The following is a 20,370-nucleotide window of genomic DNA, read 5'->3' on the forward strand; positions in this document are numbered from 1 at the left end:
TCAATGAAACGTATGTACGCCCTGCTTTCGGCCACCATGGTGGCTGCAGCTATCGCCTTGCCTTCCCGCGCCAGTTCTCTTGCCCCCAAAATGGCCGCGCCCCAGGATACCCTCATCTTAAAGCTTAAAAACGAGGCCCGCCTCCTGGTGGTGGTGAAGGACGTAAAAGACCTGAAAAACCTCAAAAACGAGAAAATAGACTCGCTCATGCTGCTGCTGGACAAGTACGCCTCGCAGATTGAGGCGGCCGGCAAAAACGGCGAGGAAGTGACCGTTACCATTGAGAAAGGCCAGGCCAACGCCTCTGAAGACGTGAGCATCACCATTGCCCAGAACAACCCCGGCGGCACCGAGGTGGTGATCAAAGAGAAGAACCGCATCAGAATTACCGACAAGGTGGGCATTGACATTGACAAAGAAGAAGATGGCAACAGCACCCGCGTAAAGGTGAACGTGGGCGATTCCAGTGCTGATGAGGATGAGGATAAGGATAAGGATAAGGATAAGGAGAAAAGCCGCAACCCTAAGAAAGATTTTGTGTTCCAGATTGATCTGGGAGTTTCTAATTGGATGAACAAGGAGGCTTTGGCCGGCAGCAGCGTTCAGGACATAGACCTTAAGCCGCTTGGCTCTCGCTATATAAGCTTAAATAGCAAATGGCACTACAGAATAGGTGGAGTAGAAAGCCCGTTGCGCCTGATATCTGGGTTTAATTTTGACTTCCACAACTACATGTTTGATGACAACATCATGATTGTAAGAAATGAAGCCACCACAGATTTTGTAAAGGCAGACCCTATCAACCTGGAGAAGAGCAAACTGGCCACTTCCTCTATCAACATACCTCTGGAAATAGGGTTAGACTTTAAAAACAGCAAAGGAGAATCAAACTTTCAGATAGGCGGCGGCGGATTTGTAGGCTACATGTTCAGCAGCCACTCCAAAGTAAAATACTCTCAGAACGGAGATAACTTTAAAAGAAAAATCAAAGATGATTACAATCTAAATGATCTGCTGTACGGTGTCTCTGGATTCATAAGTATCAGAGACTTTGAATTCTTCGGGAAATATAACCTGAATGAGGTGTTTGAAGATAACAAAGGTCCTAAGGCAAACACCCTCACTTTTGGTGTAAGAATAGAGATCTAAGTTCTGCAGGATCTATAAAAAAAAAGAGGAGCTCTAATGCTCCTCTTTTTTTTATTGTCTGGTAGTGGTAAATCTTCGTTTCGCCGCCGTTTTACTGAAAACAAGTAAGAACCACGAAACCGCTGGTATCTGACTTTTAACTGTTACGGAAGAAGTTGTCCAGAAGAATGGCCGTTGCCGTGCCCACGTTGAGGGACTCGGCGCCGCCCCGGCCGGGGATGTGCAGGGGCTGGGTAACCAGTTGCATGGTTTCGGGCCTGATGCCGTGCGACTCGTTGCCCATGACGAGCACGCCCCGGGGCTGTAGGTCTAGCTTGTGCACGTTCTTGCCTGCCAAGGCCGCGCCGTACACCGGCACGTTTTGGGGCCGTTTCTGCAAAAACTCCGGCAAATTGACGTAGTGCGGCGTGATGCGGGTGAAGGAGCCCATGGTGGCGGCAATCACTTTCTGGTTGTAGAAATCGGCGGAATTCTCTGAGAGCACCACTGCGGTGAGCCCGTACCAGTCGGCGATGCGGATGATGGTGCCCAGGTTGCCGGGGTCGCGCACCTCGTCCAAAGCCAGCACAAAGGGGTGGTCTTGCCAGGCAAAATCGGTCGCCGGCTTCATTCTGGCAATGGCCAGGGCGGCGTTGTTGGTTTCCATAGAACCGGCCTTGGCCAGTTCCTCCTCGCTCACCTCTACCACCTCAAAACCTTTCTGGAGCAGATGGGTATGTTTCTGTAAAAATTTTTGGGTGGCAAATACCGTTTCCAACGCAAAGTCTGACTGAAGCAGCTCGGCCACACTCTTTTCACCTTCCACCGTGAAAGCTTGGTGAAGCAATCTATATTTCTTTATTTGCAGAGACCTAATGTACTTCAAAAGCCCTTTTGAGATCATACCTTTTCTACGTTTGAAGCTACGATGTTACGTATTCGGCGCGGTATTCACAATGCTGTGCCTGCTCCTGGGCTGTACTCCTACCCGTCACCTGAGTGAAAATGAGCGGCTGCTCTGGCGCATAAAGCTGGAGGGGGTGAAACAAAACAACAAATCTGAGATAGCGGCCCTGTACCAGCAGAAGCCCAACCGCCGGGTGCTGGGCGTGCCCTTGTACCTGAACCTCTACTACTTAGGCAAGCGCTTCTACAACCCAGAACGTATTCAGGCCAACATTGAGGAGGAAACCGCCGACGCCAACCGCCGCATCCAGCGGGCCGGCGCAGACTCTGTGAGAGTAGACAAGCTCATTGAAAAAAAAGAGACCAAGCTGGCCAAGCTGCAGAACAAGAAAGAGAACGGCAACTGGCTCATGCGTACGGTGGGCGAGCCGCCCGCCATCTTTGACTCGCTCAAGCTGGTACAGACCGAAGACCAGGTGCGCATTTTCCTGAACTCAAAGGGTTTCTTCCGCAACCACGTTTCCTCTACCACCCAGACCCACCACAAAAAAGTGTTTGTGACCCTGCAGGTGGAGGAAGACAAACCCTACCTGCTTACCCAGCACACCTACCAGGTGGCAGATACCACCATCCTGAACTTGCTGCAGGCCAACCAGGCCACCAGCTTCATCAAGCTCCAGCAAAATTATGACGAAGGGCTCCTGAGCCAGGAACGCACCCGCCTTGAGCAGCTCCTGAAGAACAACGGCTTCTACGAGTTCCGGCAGCAGTTCATTACCTTTGAGGCCGACACCAGTTACGAGGACTACACCGTGCGGCTGAGCACCCTCATCGCCAACCCAACAGACACTACCCGGCACAAGGTCTACACCATCAAAGATGTGTACTTCATCTCAGACGCGGGCCTGAACCGGTTTGGCCGCACCCGCGATACGGTGGCGCTTAACAACGTTCACTTTCTGGCCTACCAGCACCGCATCAAGCCCAAGATTTTGGCCCGTAAGGTGATCATCCGGCCGGGGCAGACCTACTCGGCGAGCCGTACGCTCAACAACCAGCGCATTGTCAGCAACCTGGACGTGTTCAAGTACACCACCATCAGCTACACCAAGGTAGCAGACTCCGTACGGGTGGCCGACACGGTGGCGATTGGCCCTAATCAGGGCCTCCTGAACGCCCAGATCAATACCGCCCTGCTGCCCCGCTTTCAGGAGACGTCTGAGGTGGGCGGTACGTTCACCGAGAAGGTGCCGGGGCCCTACACCAGTATCCGGTTCCGGATCAGGAACATCTTCGGCGGGGCCGAGATCTTTGACGTGGGGGTGCGGGCCGGTGTGGAAGGCCAGCTGCAGCGCAACGTGGCCACCGTGGGCCGCAGGACCGAGATTGGGGCCGACATGGGCGTGACTTTCCCGCAGATCCTGGTGCCCTTCCGCACCAACGACCTGCTGATCCGGTACAACCCGCGCACCCGATTCAGTACCGGTTACACGTACGTAGACCGCAATGAGTACACCAGAACCAACGTAGACTTCTCGTTTGACTATATCTGGCAGCGCCTGAACATCCATCAGTTCAGCTTCTCGCCCCTGGACATCAACGTGATCAGCTCCCCTCGTATTGACCCGCAGTTCCAGCAGTACCTGGACACCCTGGAGCTTTCGGGTAACCCCTTGAATGAAAGCTTCAAAGACGCGTTTGTCTCTTCCATTAATTTCACCAGCCTGTACAACACGGCCAACTACAACCAGTCCAATGACGCCAAGCTGGTGCGCCTGTTTGTGGAAACCGGGGGGCTGCTCTGGAACTACCTGGCCGAGCAGTTCAAGGACATGAACACCTACCGGTTCGCCAAGCTCAACGTGGACTACCGCCGCTATCATGCCCTGGGCAACAACATGACCTTTGTGTACCGAGCCAACGGCGGCGTGGCCAAACCGCTGGGCAAATCCAGGGCCCTGCCGTACGACAAGTATTTTTTTGCCGGCGGGTCCTCCAGCGTGCGGGCCTGGCTGCCGCGGCGCCTGGGGCCGGGCTCCAGTTCCCTCATCAACCGGGACCCCAACAGCGAGAACTTTAACCAGGTGGATTATCTCTTTGAGCAGCCCGGCGAGATTTTGCTGGAGTTGAACTCTGAGTTCCGGTTCAGGATATTCCGGTTTGGCGGCACCAACGTAAACGGGGCTCTGTTTGTGGATGCGGGCAATGTGTGGCTGTTTCAGGAGCGGAACACTAACCCCAACCCCAATATCTATGAGTTCAGGCCCGGGGCCAAGTTTGAGCTGAACCGCTTCTACAAAGAGCTGGCGGTGGGCACCGGGTTTGGCGTACGGCTGGACTTTACCTTCGCCATCCTGCGTTTCGATGTGGCTACCAAGCTGTATGATCCGGCCATGCCGCAGGGCAACCGCTTTGTCATCAACCAATTCAGGTCAGACCGCATCTTCGGCAACACCAACCAGACCACCTTTAACCTGGGCATTGGCTATCCTTTCTAGGGATGTCAGTTGTCAGTTATCAGTTGATTGGCTCTGACAGCGAGAAAGTCCCTGTTTCAGGGCTGTTTCTAGAAAAACAGCCCTGAAACAGGGACTTTTTTATGAGCGCGGTGCGCTGGTAAATTTGCGGTTCAGGTTCTTAATCGCCGCTCTCACTCTTAGTATTCCAGTAGCTCCTGCAGGGTAGTCAGCACCTTGTCGGCGTTGGGCAGCATCATGCGCTCCAGGTCCACGTTGAGGGGAACGGCGGGCAGGTTTTCGGCGCCCAGCGTAAAGACGGGGGCATCTAAATGGGTGAAGCAGGTGCGGCTGATGCGGCCCGCCAGCGATTCCGCGAAGGAGTTGAGCAGCGGTTCCTCGGTAAGCACCAGCACTTTGCCGTGCCGCTTCACCGAGGCCTGTACCAGGTCAAAATCCAGCGGGTTGAGCGAGCGCAGGTCTACAATCTCCACCGAGCCCGGAAGCTGTTTGCTGGCCGACTTGGCCCAGTAAACGCCCATGCCGTAGGTGATGACCGTGAGGCTGTTGCCCCGTTGCACTTCTTCATCCGCCGCCGATTGCACCACGTTGGCTTTGCCCAGGGGCAGGATGTAGTCCTGGTCGGGCTCGGGGGTTTTGGCTTCCTCGGTGCCGGGCACTTTAGACCAGTACAGGCCTTTGTGTTCCAGCATCACCACGGGGTTGGGGTCCAGGAACGCCGCTTTCATCAGGCCTTTCATGTCGGCCGCGTTGGACGGGTACACCACTTTGATGCCCCTGATGTTGAGGAGCGTAGACTCCACGCTGCCCGAGTGGTACGGGCCGCCCCCGCCGTAGGCCCCTATGGGCACCCTGATGAGCGACTGAACCGGAAACTTGCCCTGGCTCAGGTAACAGCTCTTGGAAAGCTCTTCCACCAGCTGGTTAATGCCCGGCCAGATGTAATCGGCGAACTGGATCTCCACGATGGGTTTGGCCCCCACCGCCGACATGCCCGCCGTAGACCCCACAATGTACGCTTCCTGAATAGGCGTGTTGAACACCCGGTTATCGCCGTACTTTTTGGCCAGCAGGGCCGCCTCCCGGAAAACTCCGCCCAGCTCGCCACCCACGTCTTGCCCGTAAAAGAGCGCCTCGGGGTACTGGCGCAAGATTTCATCCACGGCGTGGAGGGCCGCATCTACCATGGTCACTTTCTCGGCGTTGGCGGGTTGGCGGGTTCCGGTTTCCTCCTTCACGTGTAACTCAGAGAACTCGTGCAGGTTAAAGGTGGCCGGATGCGGGTCTGGCGCGGCAAGGGCTCTCTCATAGTGCGCCTGCACCTCGGTTTTGGCATCCTCTGCCATTTGGGAAAGCTCTTCTTCGCTGAGCCCTTGTTCCAGTAAGTAGCTAGCCAGTCTGGGAATGGGGTCCAGCTGACTGTGTTCGGTCAGGTTCTCGCCCCGGTACCACTCGCGGCGTACGCCGGAGGTATGGTGGCCCAGCAGCGGGCACTTGGCGTGCACCAGCACCGGCCGGCGTTCCTCGCGCGCTATCCTAAAGGCCTCTTTCATGCCGGCGTAGGAGTCCACGAAGTCGGCTCCGTCTACCCGCAGGCGTTCCATGCCCTTAAAACCGGCGGCGTATTCATAGGCGTCCATGGCGCGCATCTCCGTGCCTTTCGCCGAGATGCCCCAATCGTTGTCCTGCACCAGGTAAATGATGGGCAGCTTCTTGAGCACGGCCATCTGGAACGCCTCGGCCACTTCGCCCTCAGTCACCGAGCCATCGCCCAGCGAACACACCACCACGCGGCCCTCCTGCGGGTCCTGCAACCCCTGCGACTCCAGATACGACAAGGCGTGCGCCATACCGGTGGCCGGAATGGCCTGCATGCCGGTGGCCGAGCTCTGGTGCGGAATCACCGGAAAGCCGTCTCTTCTGAGCGAGGGGTGCCCGTAATAGGTTCTGCCGCCGCTGAACGGATCATCGCGCTTGGCCATGAGTTGCAGCATCAGCTCATACGGGGTGAGTCCCAGGCCCAGCAGGATGGATTCATCGCGGTAGTACACCGACAGAAAATCTTTGCCGGTGAGGTGAAAGGCCGTGGCCAGTTGGATGGCCTCGTGCCCGCGCGAGGTGCTGTGGACGTACTTGCTGCAGATGGCTTTGTTCTCTTCATAGGTATCGGCCATGGCCTTGGCCGTGAGCATCAGGCGATACGCTTTTACCAGAAGGTCTATCTCAACGTGAGAGGAGGTCTCAACCGATGGGTGATTCATGTACTAACAATTGTTTGTTTTCTAAAGTACGGCTATTCCGGCACAAAGCAAAATCAGGAAATGGTGGGGCTCTCCTATTTATCGCCTATTTTTGCCGAAATGGCTTTAAAACAGCCATTGCCTGTTTCATGAGAGATACGATACAACGCTGGTTTAAGTCATTCCAGGAACGCCTTTGTGCCGATTTAGAGGCCTGCGACGGCCAGGCCAAGTTTAAGGAAGACCAATGGGAGCGCCCCGGCGGCGGCGGCGGCGCGGCCCGCGTCATCCAGGACGGAGCCGTTTTTGAGAAGGGCGGCGTGAATTTTTCGGCGGTGGAAGGCATTCTGCCCGAGCAGGCGGCCCAGGCCCTCCTGCTCCCCGATCCGCATTTCTTCGCCACCGGGGTCTCGGTGGTAATCCATCCGCGCAGCCCGCACGTGCCCATCACGCACATGAACGTGCGGTACTTTGAGGCCGGCAACGGCGAGGCCTGGTTTGGCGGCGGCATTGACCTGACGCCCATTTACGTGAACAAGGGACAGGTGCAGTTCTTCCACCAGCAGCTCAAGGCTACCTGTGACCGGTTTCAACCGGCGTACTACCCAGAGTTCAAGAAGTGGGCCGATGAGTACTTTTACATTCCGCACCGCGAGGAGACCCGGGGTGTGGGCGGAATCTTCTTTGACCGGTTAACGCCAACCCAGGAAATCTCGCTGGAGGAGCGCTTCGCCTTTGTGCAGGCCGTGGCCGATAGCTTCTCGCCTACTTACCTGGCACTGGTAAACCAGAACAAAGGGCTGCCTTTTACGCCACAGGAAAAAGAGTGGCAGCTTATCCGCCGGGGGCGCTACGTGGAGTTTAACCTGGTCAACGACCGGGGCACCAAGTTCGGGCTGGAAACGCACGGCCGCACCGAGTCTATCCTGATGAGTTTGCCTCCCCTGGCCAGCTGGCACTACAGCCACGTTCCGGCGGAGGGCTCGCCCGAGGCGGAGGCCCTGACCTGTTTCCGGAAAGACATTGATTGGGTAAACCAGAAGTAACATGGACGAACTCATTGCCTTAGACCAGTCGCTTTTCCTGGAGCTGAACAGCCACCGTTCTCCTTTCTGGGATGCGGTCATGGTCTTTATCTCCAACAAGTACGTGTGGTTCCCGTTCTACGCAATTCTGGCGGGACTCTTTCTCTATTTCTACAAAAGAAGGGGCCTGCTGATGGTGCTCTGCCTGGGTGCCAGCGTAGGACTGGCCGATTTTATATCTTCGGGCATCTTCAAGCCGTTCTTTGCGCGGCTGCGGCCCTGCCATGACCTTGCCCTGGGCGCCGTGAACGCCGTTGATGGGTGTGGCGGCCGATACGGCTTTGTGTCGTCGCACGCCGCCAACGCGTTTGCCGTGGCCATCTTTGTGATTTTGCTGTTGCCCAAAAATCAGCGGGTGTTCAAGTTTTTGCTGCTGGTGTGGGCGACGGCCATTTCGTACAGCCGCATTTACCTTGGCGTGCACTACCCCGCCGACATCACCTTCGGGGCCCTGGTGGGCACCGGGGCCGCCTGGCTGGGCATGTACTTTTACCAGAAAGTTTCTGAGCGGTATCCTTACTGGCAGCAGTAAGCACTCCGTCTCCCGTAAATTTCCCTCTGTTTTGGGGCTGATTTCCAGTAAACAGCCCCAAAACAGAGGGTTTTTATTTTTTGAGCAGCCGGGCCACGTACTTCCCGATGATGTCGAACTCCAGGTTCACCTGGTCGCCGGGTTTAACGGTGTGCAGGTTGGTGAAATCATAGGTGTACGGGATAATGGCCACCGAAAAGTAGTCCTCGCCCGATTCCACCACCGTGAGGCTGATGCCGTTCACGCAGATGGAGCCTTTCTCCACGGTTATGTTGCCCGCTGCCTGCGGCTGGTACCGGAACCGGAACAGCCAGCTTCCCTGCTGGTCCCGCACCTCTTCGCAGATGCCCACCTGGTCCACGTGGCCCTGCACAATGTGCCCGTCATAGCGGCTGTGGGCCAACAGGCAGCGCTCCAGGTTTACCTTGTCGCCCTGCTTCAACTTGCCCAGGTTGGTCCTGGACAAGGTCTCAGCAATGGCGGTAACGGTGTAGGTATCGCCCTCAATAGCTACCACCGTGAGGCAAACCCCGTTATGCGCCACGCTCTGGTCTATCTTCAGCTCATGCGTAAAAGGGCACCGCAGGGTAAAATGCCGGTTGGTGTGCTCGTCTCTGATGCCTACCACTTCGGCCTGTGCTTCTATGATTCCTGTGAACATGATATCTAGATTTGATAATTTGAAGATTAGGCAATGGGAAGATTATTGAATATTAGGATAAGAAAATAGGTAGATAAGAAAACTTTCAAATCTTCTCATCTGCAAATCTCCAAATCATTTCCCTCTTCCTTGAACAATGATTTTAATGGTGTACAGCATCACCCTGAAATCCATGGCCAGGGACATGTTCTCTATGTAGAGAATGTCGTACTTGAGCCTTTTTACCATTTCCTGCACGTTCTGGGCGTAGCCGAATTTCACCTGGCCCAGGGACGTGATGCCCGGCCTTACCCGTTGCAGGTGTTTGTAATGCGGCGCCTGCTGGGTAATCAGGTCAATGAAGTGCTGACGTTCGGGCCGGGGCCCTACCAGGCTCATCTCCCCAATCAAGACGTTATAAAACTGCGGAAGTTCATCTAGCCGTACCTTGCGCATGAAGCGGCCCAGTTTGGTGACCCGGGGGTCGTTGTCAGAGGAAAGGGCCGGACCCATTTTCTCGGCGTCGGTGTACATGCTCCTGAACTTGAAGATGTAAAAGGGTTTGCCTTGTAAGCCAATGCGTTCCTGCTTGAAGAACACCGGCCCGGGCGAGGACATTTTCACCAGCACGGCCAACAGCAGGTAGAAGGGTGAGAGCAGGACCAAGACTAACGCAGCTGCCAGCACATCAATGGTCCGCTTCAGGATCTGCTGCCAGAAAGGCATGAGGTCGCGCTTCACTTCAATCAGCGGCGTGCCGAACAGGTGTGCCACTTTTACCGAGCCCAGCAGGATCTGGTACACATCGGGCAGAATGCTGATTCTTACCTGCTCGCCTTCCAAGGAGCTCAGGATCTGCTCGATCAGCTTGTGCTCAGAGGGCTCAATGGCAATGATGACTTCTTCAACGGTGAGTTCATTGATGAGGGCCGGGAGCTTATGGAAGTCGCCCAGCAGCGGAATCTGCTCCTGAAACAGGTGCGGTTGGGAGAGTTCGCTCTGCACAAACCCCACAATATTAAGCCCCAGGTGCCGGTTATTGCTCTCCAGTTCATTGTACACCTCACGGGCATTGCTGCTGGAGCCCACCACAATGGTGTTAAAGTAAACGTCGCCGTACAGGACCAGCCGTTTCAAGTGGTTGAGCACGGCCACTTTGCCAATGGCGGAGAACAGAAAGTGCAGTACAAAATAATAGCCAATGGGCTCATAGTAAACCTGAAACCTGGCGGAGGTGGGGTCTTCAAAGAAGAACGCCAGCAAAATGGCCACGGCTCCCCCCATGGACATGCCAGCCAGCAGCACCACTTCCTTAAACCGGGAAAGGCGGTACACATCGCGGTAGCGGCCTAAGAGGGCGTACAGGATCACCCAGGAAGAAGCCACCATGAATGCCTGGGTTAAGACCGTGGTGCTAAGGGTTGCCGTAAGGTCTACAAAAAAGTGATTGGTGGAAAGATAAAAGGCCATCCAGCCCAGAAAGGCCGAAATAAAATCTCCCAGAACAACTTTATAGGGGTGTATGGTGCGGTTTAGTTGCATGGATTACCAGAGCGCGGGGCGGCAGATAGAAGCGCCGCTTCTGCGCAAAGCTACACGCAATTTCTAAAATACACGGCTAAAATTAAAGCCCGGGGTTAAAACCGTATTTGCTATTTTAGCGCCGTAGTTGCTTCCTGCAAGGGTAAGAAACGTATACCGTACATAATCTGTCCTATTTATGCTCATAGATAGTTACCGGCACAAAGGCATGCGCAAGAGCCTGGTGCGCATTGTTCAGGAAAAGGGAATCAAAGACAGACGGGTGTTGGAGGCCATAGAACAGGTGCCCCGCCACTTCTTCTTTGAGAAAGCCTTTCTGGAGCAAGCTTACCAGGACAAAGCCTTTCCTATTGGCGAGGGGCAGACCATCTCGCAGCCGTACACGGTAGCCTACCAGACCGAGCTGCTGGAGGTAGAGCCGCAGGACAAGGTGCTGGAGGTGGGCACCGGCTCTGGCTACCAGTGCAGCATCTTACTGCAGCTAACCCCGCACGTGTACACCATTGAGTACAATGAGGTGCTGTACCAGAAAGCCAAAAAGCAGTTTCAGCTCATGGGCCTCACTCCCGCCACCTTCCTGGGCGATGGCTCTGAGGGCCTGCCGCAGCACGCCCCCTTCCACAAGATCCTGGTGACCGCCGGGGCGCCCATCATCCCCAAAAGCCTGTTGCGACAACTCACCGTGGGCGGAAAGCTGGTGATCCCGGTGGGCGATACCGCCACCCAGAAGATGTTGCGCATTACCCGCGTGGGCGAGGAGGAATTCACCAAGGAAGAGTTTGACAACTTCAAGTTTGTGCCGCTTTTAGGAAAACAAGGCTGGAAATAGCCCCACTTCCCTCCTGCTGATTATACCAGTCCTTTTTACCTAACGCCCATTAGCAAAAAGCAGCGGGGCTTTGCTGAATCTGCTGTATCTTTGCGGGCTACTACTTCTTCAACTCTATGCGTAAACAGAAATCTGTAAAAGATTCATATGTCAGGATGACGGAACTTGTTCTGCCCAATGACACCAACACCCTTAACAACCTCATGGGGGGCAAAATGATGCACTGGATGGACATTGTTTCGGCCATTGCCGCCCAGAAACACTCTAACCGCATTGTGGTAACGGCCTCCGTAGACAACGTCTCCTTCAAGGAAAGCATTAAGCTGGGCAACGTGATCACCCTGGAAGCCCAGGTGACCCGCGCCTTCAGCTCGTCTATGGAAGTACACATCAATGTGTGGTCTGAGGATATTCCCTCGGGCACCAAGGTGAAATCAAACGAAGCGTTCTTTACCTTTGTGGCCGTGGACCAGTCGGGCAACCCCATTGACGTACCCGAGGCGCTGCCCGAGACCGAGGAAGAGGTGAAATTATACGACGGGGCCCTGCGCCGCCGCCAGCTGCGCCTCATCCTGGCGGGCCGCATGAAGCCGCACGATGCCAATGAACTTAAGTCCATTTTTGACTTAGGTTAATTGATTTAGCCCTCTTTTACCCAAAACAGACCAAAAACGCCATGGCGCCAGAACAACCCCCGCTTTCTTTTCTGCAGCAGCTTTTTGAGCAGGACACCCTGTATGTGCTTCCGGAAGAGCAGGGTACGCCGGCAGCGCCCGCCCCGGTACCGGCTGTAGCCGCCGCCCCCGTTGCCGAGGTGAATCCTACTCCCCCTGTGACGCCTGCTCCCGCTGAAGCCAAAACGCCCCGCCTACCCGAATTCCCGGAAAAAGTAGTTGCCCCCGTGGCGAAGGGACCGGCCCCTGAAATTACCTGGTGGGGTGAGGCCGTGAAAGGAACGTATCTCTTGTTTGAGGTGCCGGAGCCCGTGTTCCAACAGTTGCCGCAGCATGCATTCCTGCAGAAAGTGCTGGCGGCGGTGGGGCTGAGCACCAGCCAGGTAAAGTTCGGGAACCTGTCCCGGCAGGTGGAGCATGACGTGAAGCAGATTGCCGCCACCCAGCGGGCCAGCGCCATCCTGCTCTTCGGGCAGGGGCTGCCGGTGGCCAACCTTTCGCGCATGGAATTCTACCGCATGTACCGGTCGGGCGAGTCGCGCTTTGTGCTGGTAGACTCCCTGGAAGACATTGAGAAGAGCGTTGAGCTGAAAAAGAAGCTGTGGGACGTGCTGCAGAAGATCTTCCTCCAGCAAAACTAGAACCAAAAAAGGGCTGCCCTTCTACCAGGCAGCCCTTTTCTTTTCTCCTCTGTTACGGATTATTGCAGCAGAGAGGCAAGTTTCTCTTCCAAAGCCTCGCCGCGCAGGTTTTTGGCGATGATTTTTCCTTCCTTGTCCAACAGAACGGTTTGCGGAATGGCCGTTACCCCGTACAAGGCGGCGGCGCTGCTTTCCCAGCCTTTCAGGTCAGATACGTGCGGCCAAGTGAGCTTGTCGTTCTCAATGGCCTTTAACCACTTGGCTCTGTCCTGGTCCAGGCTTACCCCGAAAATCTCGAAACCTTTGTCTTTGTACTTGTTGTACATGCGCACCACGTTGGGGTTCTCCTGGCGGCACGGACCGCACCAGCTGGCCCAGAAGTCAATGAGCACGTACTTGCCGCGCAGCGACGCCAGCGAGATCTCCGGACCGGCCGGGGACGGCAGGGAGATGTTGGGGGCGGCACTGCCCAGCGCGGTGCTGCGCACCTTAGACAAGCGCTCTTCCAGGGCTTTGGTGTACTTAGAGTTGGGCAGGCTGGCCTTGAAAGCGGTGGCCATGCTGTCTACAAAAGGAAAGTGCTCATCCAGGTTCAGGATGTTCCCGGCCGTGTACACCGAGACCACCGAGTTAGGGTTGGCCTTCACAAACGCCTTCAGTTGGTTCTGGTTCTCGCGCTGCGCAGCCATAAACTGGTCCTGCAGGCGTTTCATCTCGGCCTGGTTGCCGGAGGTAGCGGCTTCCTGGAACTGCTGGTTCAGGGCGGTGACGTTCTGCTGCATGCCCTGCATGATGGTGTTCAACTGCTTGATCAGCTCTGAATCCCTGGAGCCTTTCACGGTGTAGGATTGGGCCACTTTCCCAGAGTCGGCGGTGATTTCAATGGACTGGTTGTCTACCACCAGCATGATGCCTTCCTGGTTCTCGAACCCCAGTTTGTAGATGGCCGGCTCGTTCACGGTGCCCTCCATCACAAACGTCCCGTCCTGGTTGATGGTGGCGGTGTCTACCGGTACAAAGGCTTGCTCGCCCAGTTCATCCAGGTACACGTTGCCCCGGGTCATGTTGTTGATCTTACCCGTGATGCGGTAGCTTTTCTCCGTGTCTGCGGAAGTGACTCCTTTTTTCTGGCAGGCCCCTAGAACCCCCAACGCGGCAACGGCCAGTACAATCTGTTTTTTCATCTTCTTCTATAAGTAGGCTTACTTTTCTAAGCTCTCTTTCAATAACTTATTCGCCAGCTTAGGATCGGCTTTGCCTTTGGTCTGTTTCATGAGGTCGCCCATGAACATGCCCAGCAGCGACGCTTTCCCCGCCTTGTATTCGGCCACTTTCTGCGGATTGGCCGCTAAAACGCCGTCAATGATGGCCTGCAGCGCCCCCTCGTCTGATTCCTGCACCAGGTTCTGCTCGGTGGCCACCTGCTCTGCGGTTTTTTCGGGATTTTCCAATAAATACGGGAAAATCTGCTTGGCCGCTACACTGTGGCTTACCTTATTGCTGTCTACCAGTTGAATGAGGCCGGCAATCTGCTCCGGCTTCAGCGGGAACGCCCCAATGGTAAGGGTCAACTCGTTCAGGTAGGATTTCACCGGGCCGCTGATCCAGTTGGCGGCTGCCTTGTAGTTTTGGGTGTGCTGGCACAACTGATCAAAGTACAGGGCAATCTCCTTCTCATCGGTCAATACGCCGGCATCGTAGTCAGACAAGCCGTACTGCTGCGTGAAGCGGTCATACAACTCCTGCGGAAGCGCGGGCATGCTGTCCTTCACCGATTGCAACCACTCTTCTGAGATGATGACCGGCGGAAGGTCTGGCTCCGGAAAATACCGGTAGTCGTTCATGGTTTCCTTAGAACGCATGCCGGTGGTAGTACCGGTACCTGCGTCAAAGTTCCGGGTCTCGGCGTCTACCGTTCCACCTGCTTCCAGCACCGCGATCTGACGGTCAATCTCGTGCTCAATGGCGCGCTGCACGTTGCGGAAGGAGTTCATGTTCTTCACCTCCACCTTGGTACCCCACTTGCTGGCACCTTTCTTCATTACCGAGATGTTGGCATCACAACGCAGAGAACCTTCTTCCATGTTCCCGTCGCATATCTCCAGGTACTGCACCAGTTTCTTAATCTGGGTCAGGTACGCGTACGCCTCCTCAGAGTCCCGGATGTCCGGCTCCGACACGATCTCAATCAGCGGCGTTCCGGCGCGGTTCAGGTCTACCAATGTTTCGGTCTCCCCAGCCAGGTGCATGGATTTCCCGGCGTCTTCCTCCATGTGGATACGCGTTATCCCGATGCGCTTCTCCTGTCCGTCTTTGGTTTTGATGTCCAAGTGACCTTTGGTGCAAATAGGCGTTTTGTCCTGCGTAATCTGGTAGCCCTTCGGGAGGTCTGGGTAGAAGTAGTTCTTACGGGCGTAGTAATTGTGGCGCGTAATCGCTGAGCCAGTCGCCAGGCCCATCTTCATGGCCATCTCTACCACTTTCTTGTTCACGCGCGGCAAAGTACCCGGGTGCCCCAGGGTAATCACGCTCAGGTTCGTGTTCGGCAGCATGCCGTACTCCGTAGAATCTGAAGAATACGCCTTGCTCTCGGTGAGCAACTGGGCGTGCACCTCCAGACCGATAATTGCTTGGTATTGGGAACGGATCTCTTCGTTCATGTTTGTTTTTAGTATCAAGAATCATGTATCAAGTATCAGGTACTTTTTCACGATTCTGTTTTTGGTCTATTTTTTAGAAAACAGCCGCTTTTCGGCAATGTTTCCAATTCTTTTTACTTGTGACTGACTTCTGGCGCGAGTCTCCAGGCTCGTGCCTTTGTATGGTGGTAGTTTCCAGACTACCTACACACTATACTTTCTTTTGCCTTTTAGCGAGTCTGGAGACTCGCCTCATCCTTTGTCACGAGTTATAAACTCGTGACAGATTAGTTGGCTAAAAGGTAATTATCTCCACCTTGGTCTGTCCACTAACAGGACAACGCTTTACATCAGCTTTATCGTTTCGGTCTGTCGGGAGACAGACCGAGGAGGCGAATAACATCAAGCTTGTAAAGCTTTGGTAAAGGCTATTTTAAACCTGTGAGGGTATAAAAACCTCATAGGTTTTGTTTTCAGGCTATTTTCAGGAAAACAGCCTGAAAATAGAGTTACTTAGCCAGTTCCTGTTGCACGAAGTCTTCGGCTTTGGCTAGGGCCGCATCTAGGCCCGCCACGTCTTTACCACCGGCAGTAGCGTAGAACGGCTGTCCGCCGCCGCCGCCTTTGATTTCTTTGGCCAGTTCTTTTACCATTTGCACGGCGTTCAGGCCTTTACCAGAAACCACTTCGTCAGACAGCATCACGGCTAACTGTGGTTTGCCGTCAATATCAGCTGCCAGTACCAGCACCAGGTTGTCTACTACCGAACGTAGGTCAAAAGCCAGTTTCTTCAGGTAATCGGCGGAGCTAACTTCTACCCGAGCCGCAAGGAAGTTAATGCCATCCAGGTTTTGCACCTGAGCAGCCAGCTTCTCTTTCTGAGCGGTTACCTGCTTCAGTTCAAACGCTTCCAGTTGCTTGCGTAAGGCAGCATTCTCATCCTGGATCTTCTCAATTGCTTTTCCGAAGTCCTTCTGCACGCCTAACAGCTGCTTCACTTCTTCAAACTGAGAGATCTGCTCGTCTACAAATTGTTCAGCTACATCAGCCGTAACCGCTTCAATCCGACGAACCCCGGCCGCTACCGAGCTTTCACTAACAATTTTGAAGAAACCGATGTTACCGGTGTTCTGTACGTGAATACCCCCGCAAAGCTCTATAGAGAAGTCTTTGTTGAAGGTAATCACCCGCACGAAGTCGCCGTATTTCTCACCGAACAAGGCCATCGCGCCTAACGCTTTCGCTTCTTCAATAGGCACGTTGCGGCGCTCGTCTTTCTCGATAGACTCCCGGATGCGCTCGTTCACAATCTGCTCTACTTCGCGCAACTGCTCTTCGGTTACTTTGGTGAAGTGGGAGAAGTCAAAACGAAGCAGCTTGTCGCTTACTAAGGAGCCTTTCTGGTTAACGTGGTCGCCTAACACCTGCTTTAAGGCAGCGTGCAGTAAGTGCGTCGCCGAGTGGTTCTTTTTGATAAGCGCCCGACGCTTGCTGTCTACTTTAGCTACAACCGGGGCCTCAAGGTCTTTTGGCAGCTCAGCCGTAATGTGCAGGATCAGGTCGTTCTCCTTTTTAGTGTCCAGCACCTTCACAGTGCCAGCAGCAGATTCCAGCACACCGGTATCACCTACCTGTCCACCGCTTTCGGCATAGAATGGGGTGCGGTCTAATACTATATGAAATTCCTTCTTGTTCTTAGCCGTCACCTGACGGTAACGCACCACGCGGGCTTCTACCTGGTCTGCGTCATACGCTACCCACTCCGTCTCCACATCTGGTTGCAAAATGACCCAATCGCTCTGCTCTGTAGCAGCGGCGTTACGGGAACGGTTTTTCTGCTGCTCCATCTCGGTAGTGAAGCCAGCCTCATCAATGGTGAAGCCATTCTCCTTTGCGATCAGGGCCGTCAAATCCAGCGGGAAGCCGAAGGTGTCATATAATTCAAAAGCGGTTTTGCCGTCAATTGTATTGCCGTTCGCTTTGAAAGTTTCTTGTAAAGAGTCCAGACGCTTCAAGCCGTTCTCCAGCGTGCGTAAGAAAGCATTCTCTTCTTCCTCAATCACGCGCTGCACAAACGCTTGCTGCGCTTTCAGTTCCGGGAACACGTTCGCTAACTGATCGGCCAATACCGGCACAATGGTGTTCAGGAACGGCTTCTTGAAGTTCAGGTAGGTAAACGAGTAACGCACCGCACGGCGCAGAATACGACGAATCACATACCCGGCCTTGTTGTTAGACGGTAATTGACCATCGGCAATGGTAAAAGCAATGGCCCGGATGTGGTCGGCCAGAACCCGAATAGCTATATCGGTTTTCTCGTTTTCGCCATAGGTTACTCCCGCCTCTTTCGCGATGTACTGGATCATCGGCTGGAACACGTCGGTATCGTAGTTCGACTGTTTGCCCTGGATAGCCATGCACAAACGCTCGAAGCCCATACCTGTATCTACGTGTTGCGCAGGGAGTTTTACCAGCGAACCATCGGCCAGACGGTTGAACTCCATGAATACATTGTTCCAGATCTCCACTACCTGCGGGTGGTCATTGTTTACTAGGTCTTTACCCGGAACCTTGGCTACTTCTTCGTCAGAACGAAGGTCCACGTGGATCTCAGAGCATGGTCCGCACGGACCGGTATCGCCCATTTCCCAGAAGTTATCCTTCTTGTTCCCCATCAGGATCCGGTCTTCGGCAATCATGGTCTTCCAGATATTGAACGCATCCTGGTCCATTGGAAGGTTATCAGAACTATCGCCCTTGAAAACGGATACGTACAGTCTGTCCTTAGGCAGTTTGTATACCTCCGTCAGCAGTTCCCAGGACCATTCCAGGGCCTCTTTCTTGAAATAGTCGCCAAAAGACCAGTTCCCCAGCATCTCAAACATGGTGTGGTGGTAGGTGTCATAGCCTACTTCCTCCAGGTCATTGTGCTTCCCAGACACGCGCAAGCACTTCTGCGTATCGGCCACGCGGGCGTATGGCGCGGGTTTGTTGCCCAGGAAATAGTCTTTGAACGGCGCCATGCCCGAGTTGATGAACATGAGCGTGGGGTCGTCTTTTACCACAATGGGCGCCGACGGAACAATCTGGTGGCCTTTAGAGGCGAAGAAATCGAGGAACTTCTGACGAATCTCAGCGGAGGTCATGTATCTAAATAATTGCTTTCTAAACTTAAGCGCAAGGGCTTGTAAATACGGAAGAAAAAGCCAATTTTTGCCTTCCCAGCCGGCCATACACCCTATGCAAAAGTAAGCTTTTTTGCCAAATTGCGGAGGGAGGCCAGGGGTTTTCGGCCTGTTTTTCAGAAAACAAGCGAAAAGAGTCCTGAGTTCTGAGTCTTGAGTCCTGAGTCAGTTCAAGAAATTTCCAGTCTCAAGACTCAAGATGCAAGACTCAGAACTCACAAGAAAGTGCCTTACAAAGAACGCGATATAGAAAAGCAGTATTACAGCATTGGCGAAGTAGCTGCTATGTTTGAGGTGGCCCCCTCCCTTATCCGGTTTTGGGAAACCGAATTTGATATCCTCAAGCCTAAAAAGAATAAAAAGGGCAACCGCCTTTTCTCCCCAAAGGACATTGAGAACCTGCGCTTTGTGTACCACCTGGTAAAGGAACGGGGCTACACCATTCAGGGTGCCCGCGAAATGCTCAAGACCCGCGGCGTGCAGGCCCGCGAAAAGTTTGAGATGATCCAGAGCCTGGAGAAAGTGAAGGAGTTCTTGCTGAACATCAAATCTCAGCTTCCTTAACGGAAGCAAGTTCTGAGTGCTGAGTCTTGAGTTCTGAGTTTTGACCCAGGTTCTGAGTCTTAAGTCTAGGAAATTAGGATAAACCAGATCTCAATAGATCGTATAAAGCAACTCAGGACTCAGGACTCAAGACTCAGAACTCCAACACCGTGTCGCAGGATTTGTTGTACCAGGTGGCTCTTCCCATTATTCCCCACGTGGGGGGCGGTACGGCGCGTACCCTGGTGAAGTACTTCGGCTCGGCCGAGGCGGTGTTCTCGGCCCCCAAGGACCGGCTCACCAGAGTGCCCAGAATTGGGGAAGTTCTGGTGAAAAGCATTGCCGGCAGCAAAACCCAGGCCTTGCGGCAAGCCGAGGAAGTGCTCAAGCGGGCCGAGAAGGAAGGCGTGCAGTTGCTGTACTACACCAATCCCGCTTACCCCGACCGGCTCCGGCACCTACCAGACGCGCCCCTGCTCCTCTACTACAAAGGCACCGCCAACCTTAACGCCACCAAAGTGATCAGCATTGTGGGCACCCGCAAAAGCACCGAGTATGGCCGCGCCGTGACCGAGCAGCTTGTGCAGGGTTTGGTGCAGCATGAGGCGCTGGTGGTGAGCGGACTGGCCTTCGGGATTGACATTATTGCGCATCGGGCCGCCCTAAAGGTGGGCTTGCCTACCATTGGGGTCATGGCCAACAGCGTGGAAACCGTGTACCCGGCCGCGCACCGCAAAGACACCGAGCGCATGCTGGAAAACGGCGGCCTACTCTCTGAGTTCCCCTTCGGGACCAAGCCCGATGCGCCGCGCTTCCCGGCGCGCAACCGCATCATTGCCGGCATGGCCGACTGCACCATTGTGGTGGAATCAACCAGCAAGGGCGGCTCGCTCATCTCCGCCGATATTGCCCACAGCTACGACCGAGAGGTCATGGCCGTGCCGGGCCCCATTACCTCAGAGACCTCGCAGGGCTGCAATCACCTCATCAAATCTTTGAAAGCGGTGCCCTATACCAAACCCAAAGACCTGGAGGAACTCCTGAACTGGGACAAAGCCCTTTCTCCCAATGCTTTGCCCCGCGAAGTTCCGGCGCTTGACCTGAGCGGCTTCCCCGACGAAGAACAGCGCGTCTTAAAAGTCCTGCAACAAGCGGGTGCTACGCACATTGATGTCCTCAGTAGGCATACCCAACTCTCCATGGGGCCCCTCTCGTCTGTGCTGTTCACGCTGGAAATGACGGGCCTAGTGAAAGCCCTGCCTGGCAAGCTGTACGCCCTGGTATAAAGCCGCATGCTTTGTAGCACTCC

General features: G+C 54.6%; 16 protein-coding genes. 9 read left to right on the plus strand and 7 right to left on the minus strand.

Annotation, left to right across the window (positions count from 1 at the left end):
• Nucleotides 1-3: 3 nt before the first annotated feature.
• Nucleotides 4-1,149, plus strand: coding sequence for a porin family protein (locus JT718_RS04945; RefSeq protein ID WP_205500763.1), 1,146 nt, complete (start codon nucleotides 4-6; stop codon nucleotides 1,147-1,149).
• Nucleotides 1,150-1,285: 136 nt separating this feature from the next.
• Here the strand turns inward: JT718_RS04945 and JT718_RS04950 are convergent, their stop codons facing one another.
• Nucleotides 1,286-2,032, minus strand: coding sequence for an RNA methyltransferase (locus JT718_RS04950; protein ID WP_205500764.1), 747 nt, complete (start codon nucleotides 2,030-2,032; stop codon nucleotides 1,286-1,288).
• Between the two features lie 13 nt (nucleotides 2,033-2,045).
• On the opposite strand from JT718_RS04950, the gene tamL reads away from it, so the two are divergent.
• Nucleotides 2,046-4,532 (plus strand): translocation and assembly module lipoprotein TamL, encoded by a 2,487-nt coding sequence (gene tamL, locus JT718_RS04955; RefSeq protein WP_205500765.1) that lies wholly within the window; start codon nucleotides 2,046-2,048, stop codon nucleotides 4,530-4,532.
• Between the two features lie 158 nt (nucleotides 4,533-4,690).
• On the opposite strand, the gene JT718_RS04960 is transcribed toward tamL, so the two are convergent.
• Nucleotides 4,691-6,772: an alpha-ketoacid dehydrogenase subunit alpha/beta gene (locus JT718_RS04960; RefSeq protein WP_205500766.1), complete on the minus strand. Its 2,082-nt coding sequence runs from the start codon at nucleotides 6,770-6,772 to the stop codon at nucleotides 4,691-4,693.
• Nucleotides 6,773-6,900: 128 nt separating this feature from the next.
• Here JT718_RS04960 and hemF point away from each other — a divergent pair, with 128 nt between their 5' ends.
• Nucleotides 6,901-7,797, plus strand: a complete 897-nt coding sequence (hemF, locus tag JT718_RS04965; protein WP_205500767.1) for an oxygen-dependent coproporphyrinogen oxidase — start codon at nucleotides 6,901-6,903, stop codon at nucleotides 7,795-7,797.
• A 1-nt stretch (nucleotide 7,798) separates the two neighbouring features.
• Nucleotides 7,799-8,368, plus strand: a complete 570-nt coding sequence (locus JT718_RS04970) for a phosphatase PAP2 family protein (protein WP_205500768.1) — start codon at nucleotides 7,799-7,801, stop codon at nucleotides 8,366-8,368.
• A gap of 73 nt (nucleotides 8,369-8,441) precedes the next feature.
• Here the strand turns inward: JT718_RS04970 and JT718_RS04975 are convergent, their stop codons facing one another.
• Both JT718_RS04975 and JT718_RS04980 read right to left on the minus strand, forming a co-directional pair.
• Nucleotides 8,442-9,029, minus strand: coding sequence for a riboflavin synthase (locus JT718_RS04975; RefSeq protein WP_205500769.1), 588 nt, complete (start codon nucleotides 9,027-9,029; stop codon nucleotides 8,442-8,444).
• Between the two features lie 114 nt (nucleotides 9,030-9,143).
• Nucleotides 9,144-10,550: a sugar transferase gene (locus tag JT718_RS04980; RefSeq protein ID WP_205500770.1), complete on the minus strand. Its 1,407-nt coding sequence runs from the start codon at nucleotides 10,548-10,550 to the stop codon at nucleotides 9,144-9,146.
• A 178-nt stretch (nucleotides 10,551-10,728) separates the two neighbouring features.
• On the opposite strand from JT718_RS04980, the gene JT718_RS04985 reads away from it, so the two are divergent.
• The 3 genes from JT718_RS04985 to JT718_RS04995 all read left to right on the plus strand — a co-directional run bounded on the left by JT718_RS04985 (nucleotide 10,729) and on the right by JT718_RS04995 (nucleotide 12,694).
• The gene (locus tag JT718_RS04985; protein ID WP_205500771.1) at nucleotides 10,729-11,379 is read left to right on the plus strand and encodes a protein-L-isoaspartate(D-aspartate) O-methyltransferase; all 651 of its coding nucleotides are present in this window, start codon (nucleotides 10,729-10,731) and stop codon (nucleotides 11,377-11,379) included.
• Between the two features lie 116 nt (nucleotides 11,380-11,495).
• Nucleotides 11,496-12,014, plus strand: a complete 519-nt coding sequence (locus JT718_RS04990) for an acyl-CoA thioesterase (RefSeq protein WP_205500772.1) — start codon at nucleotides 11,496-11,498, stop codon at nucleotides 12,012-12,014.
• A gap of 41 nt (nucleotides 12,015-12,055) precedes the next feature.
• Nucleotides 12,056-12,694, plus strand: coding sequence for a hypothetical protein (locus tag JT718_RS04995; RefSeq protein ID WP_205500773.1), 639 nt, complete (start codon nucleotides 12,056-12,058; stop codon nucleotides 12,692-12,694).
• A gap of 59 nt (nucleotides 12,695-12,753) precedes the next feature.
• Here JT718_RS04995 and JT718_RS05000 read toward each other — a convergent pair whose 3' ends face one another.
• From JT718_RS05000 to alaS, 3 genes are all read right to left on the minus strand, one after another.
• Nucleotides 12,754-13,878 (minus strand): TlpA disulfide reductase family protein, encoded by a 1,125-nt coding sequence (locus tag JT718_RS05000; RefSeq protein ID WP_205500774.1) that lies wholly within the window; start codon nucleotides 13,876-13,878, stop codon nucleotides 12,754-12,756.
• A gap of 18 nt (nucleotides 13,879-13,896) precedes the next feature.
• Nucleotides 13,897-15,354, minus strand: coding sequence for an Asp-tRNA(Asn)/Glu-tRNA(Gln) amidotransferase subunit GatB (gatB, locus tag JT718_RS05005; RefSeq protein WP_205500775.1), 1,458 nt, complete (start codon nucleotides 15,352-15,354; stop codon nucleotides 13,897-13,899).
• A gap of 488 nt (nucleotides 15,355-15,842) precedes the next feature.
• On the minus strand, nucleotides 15,843-18,479 hold the full coding sequence (gene alaS, locus JT718_RS05010; RefSeq protein ID WP_205500776.1) for an alanine--tRNA ligase: 2,637 nt from the start codon (nucleotides 18,477-18,479) through the stop codon (nucleotides 15,843-15,845).
• Nucleotides 18,480-18,743: 264 nt separating this feature from the next.
• Here alaS and JT718_RS05015 point away from each other — a divergent pair, with 264 nt between their 5' ends.
• On the plus strand, nucleotides 18,744-19,082 hold the full coding sequence (locus JT718_RS05015; RefSeq protein ID WP_205500777.1) for a MerR family transcriptional regulator: 339 nt from the start codon (nucleotides 18,744-18,746) through the stop codon (nucleotides 19,080-19,082).
• A 149-nt stretch (nucleotides 19,083-19,231) separates the two neighbouring features.
• The gene (gene dprA, locus JT718_RS05020; protein ID WP_205500778.1) at nucleotides 19,232-20,347 is read left to right on the plus strand and encodes a DNA-processing protein DprA; all 1,116 of its coding nucleotides are present in this window, start codon (nucleotides 19,232-19,234) and stop codon (nucleotides 20,345-20,347) included.
• Nucleotides 20,348-20,370 lie beyond the last annotated feature (23 nt).

It is taken from the genome of Rufibacter psychrotolerans, assembly GCF_016924645.1.
In the GTDB taxonomy this organism is placed as follows: domain Bacteria; phylum Bacteroidota; class Bacteroidia; order Cytophagales; family Hymenobacteraceae; genus Nibribacter; species Nibribacter psychrotolerans.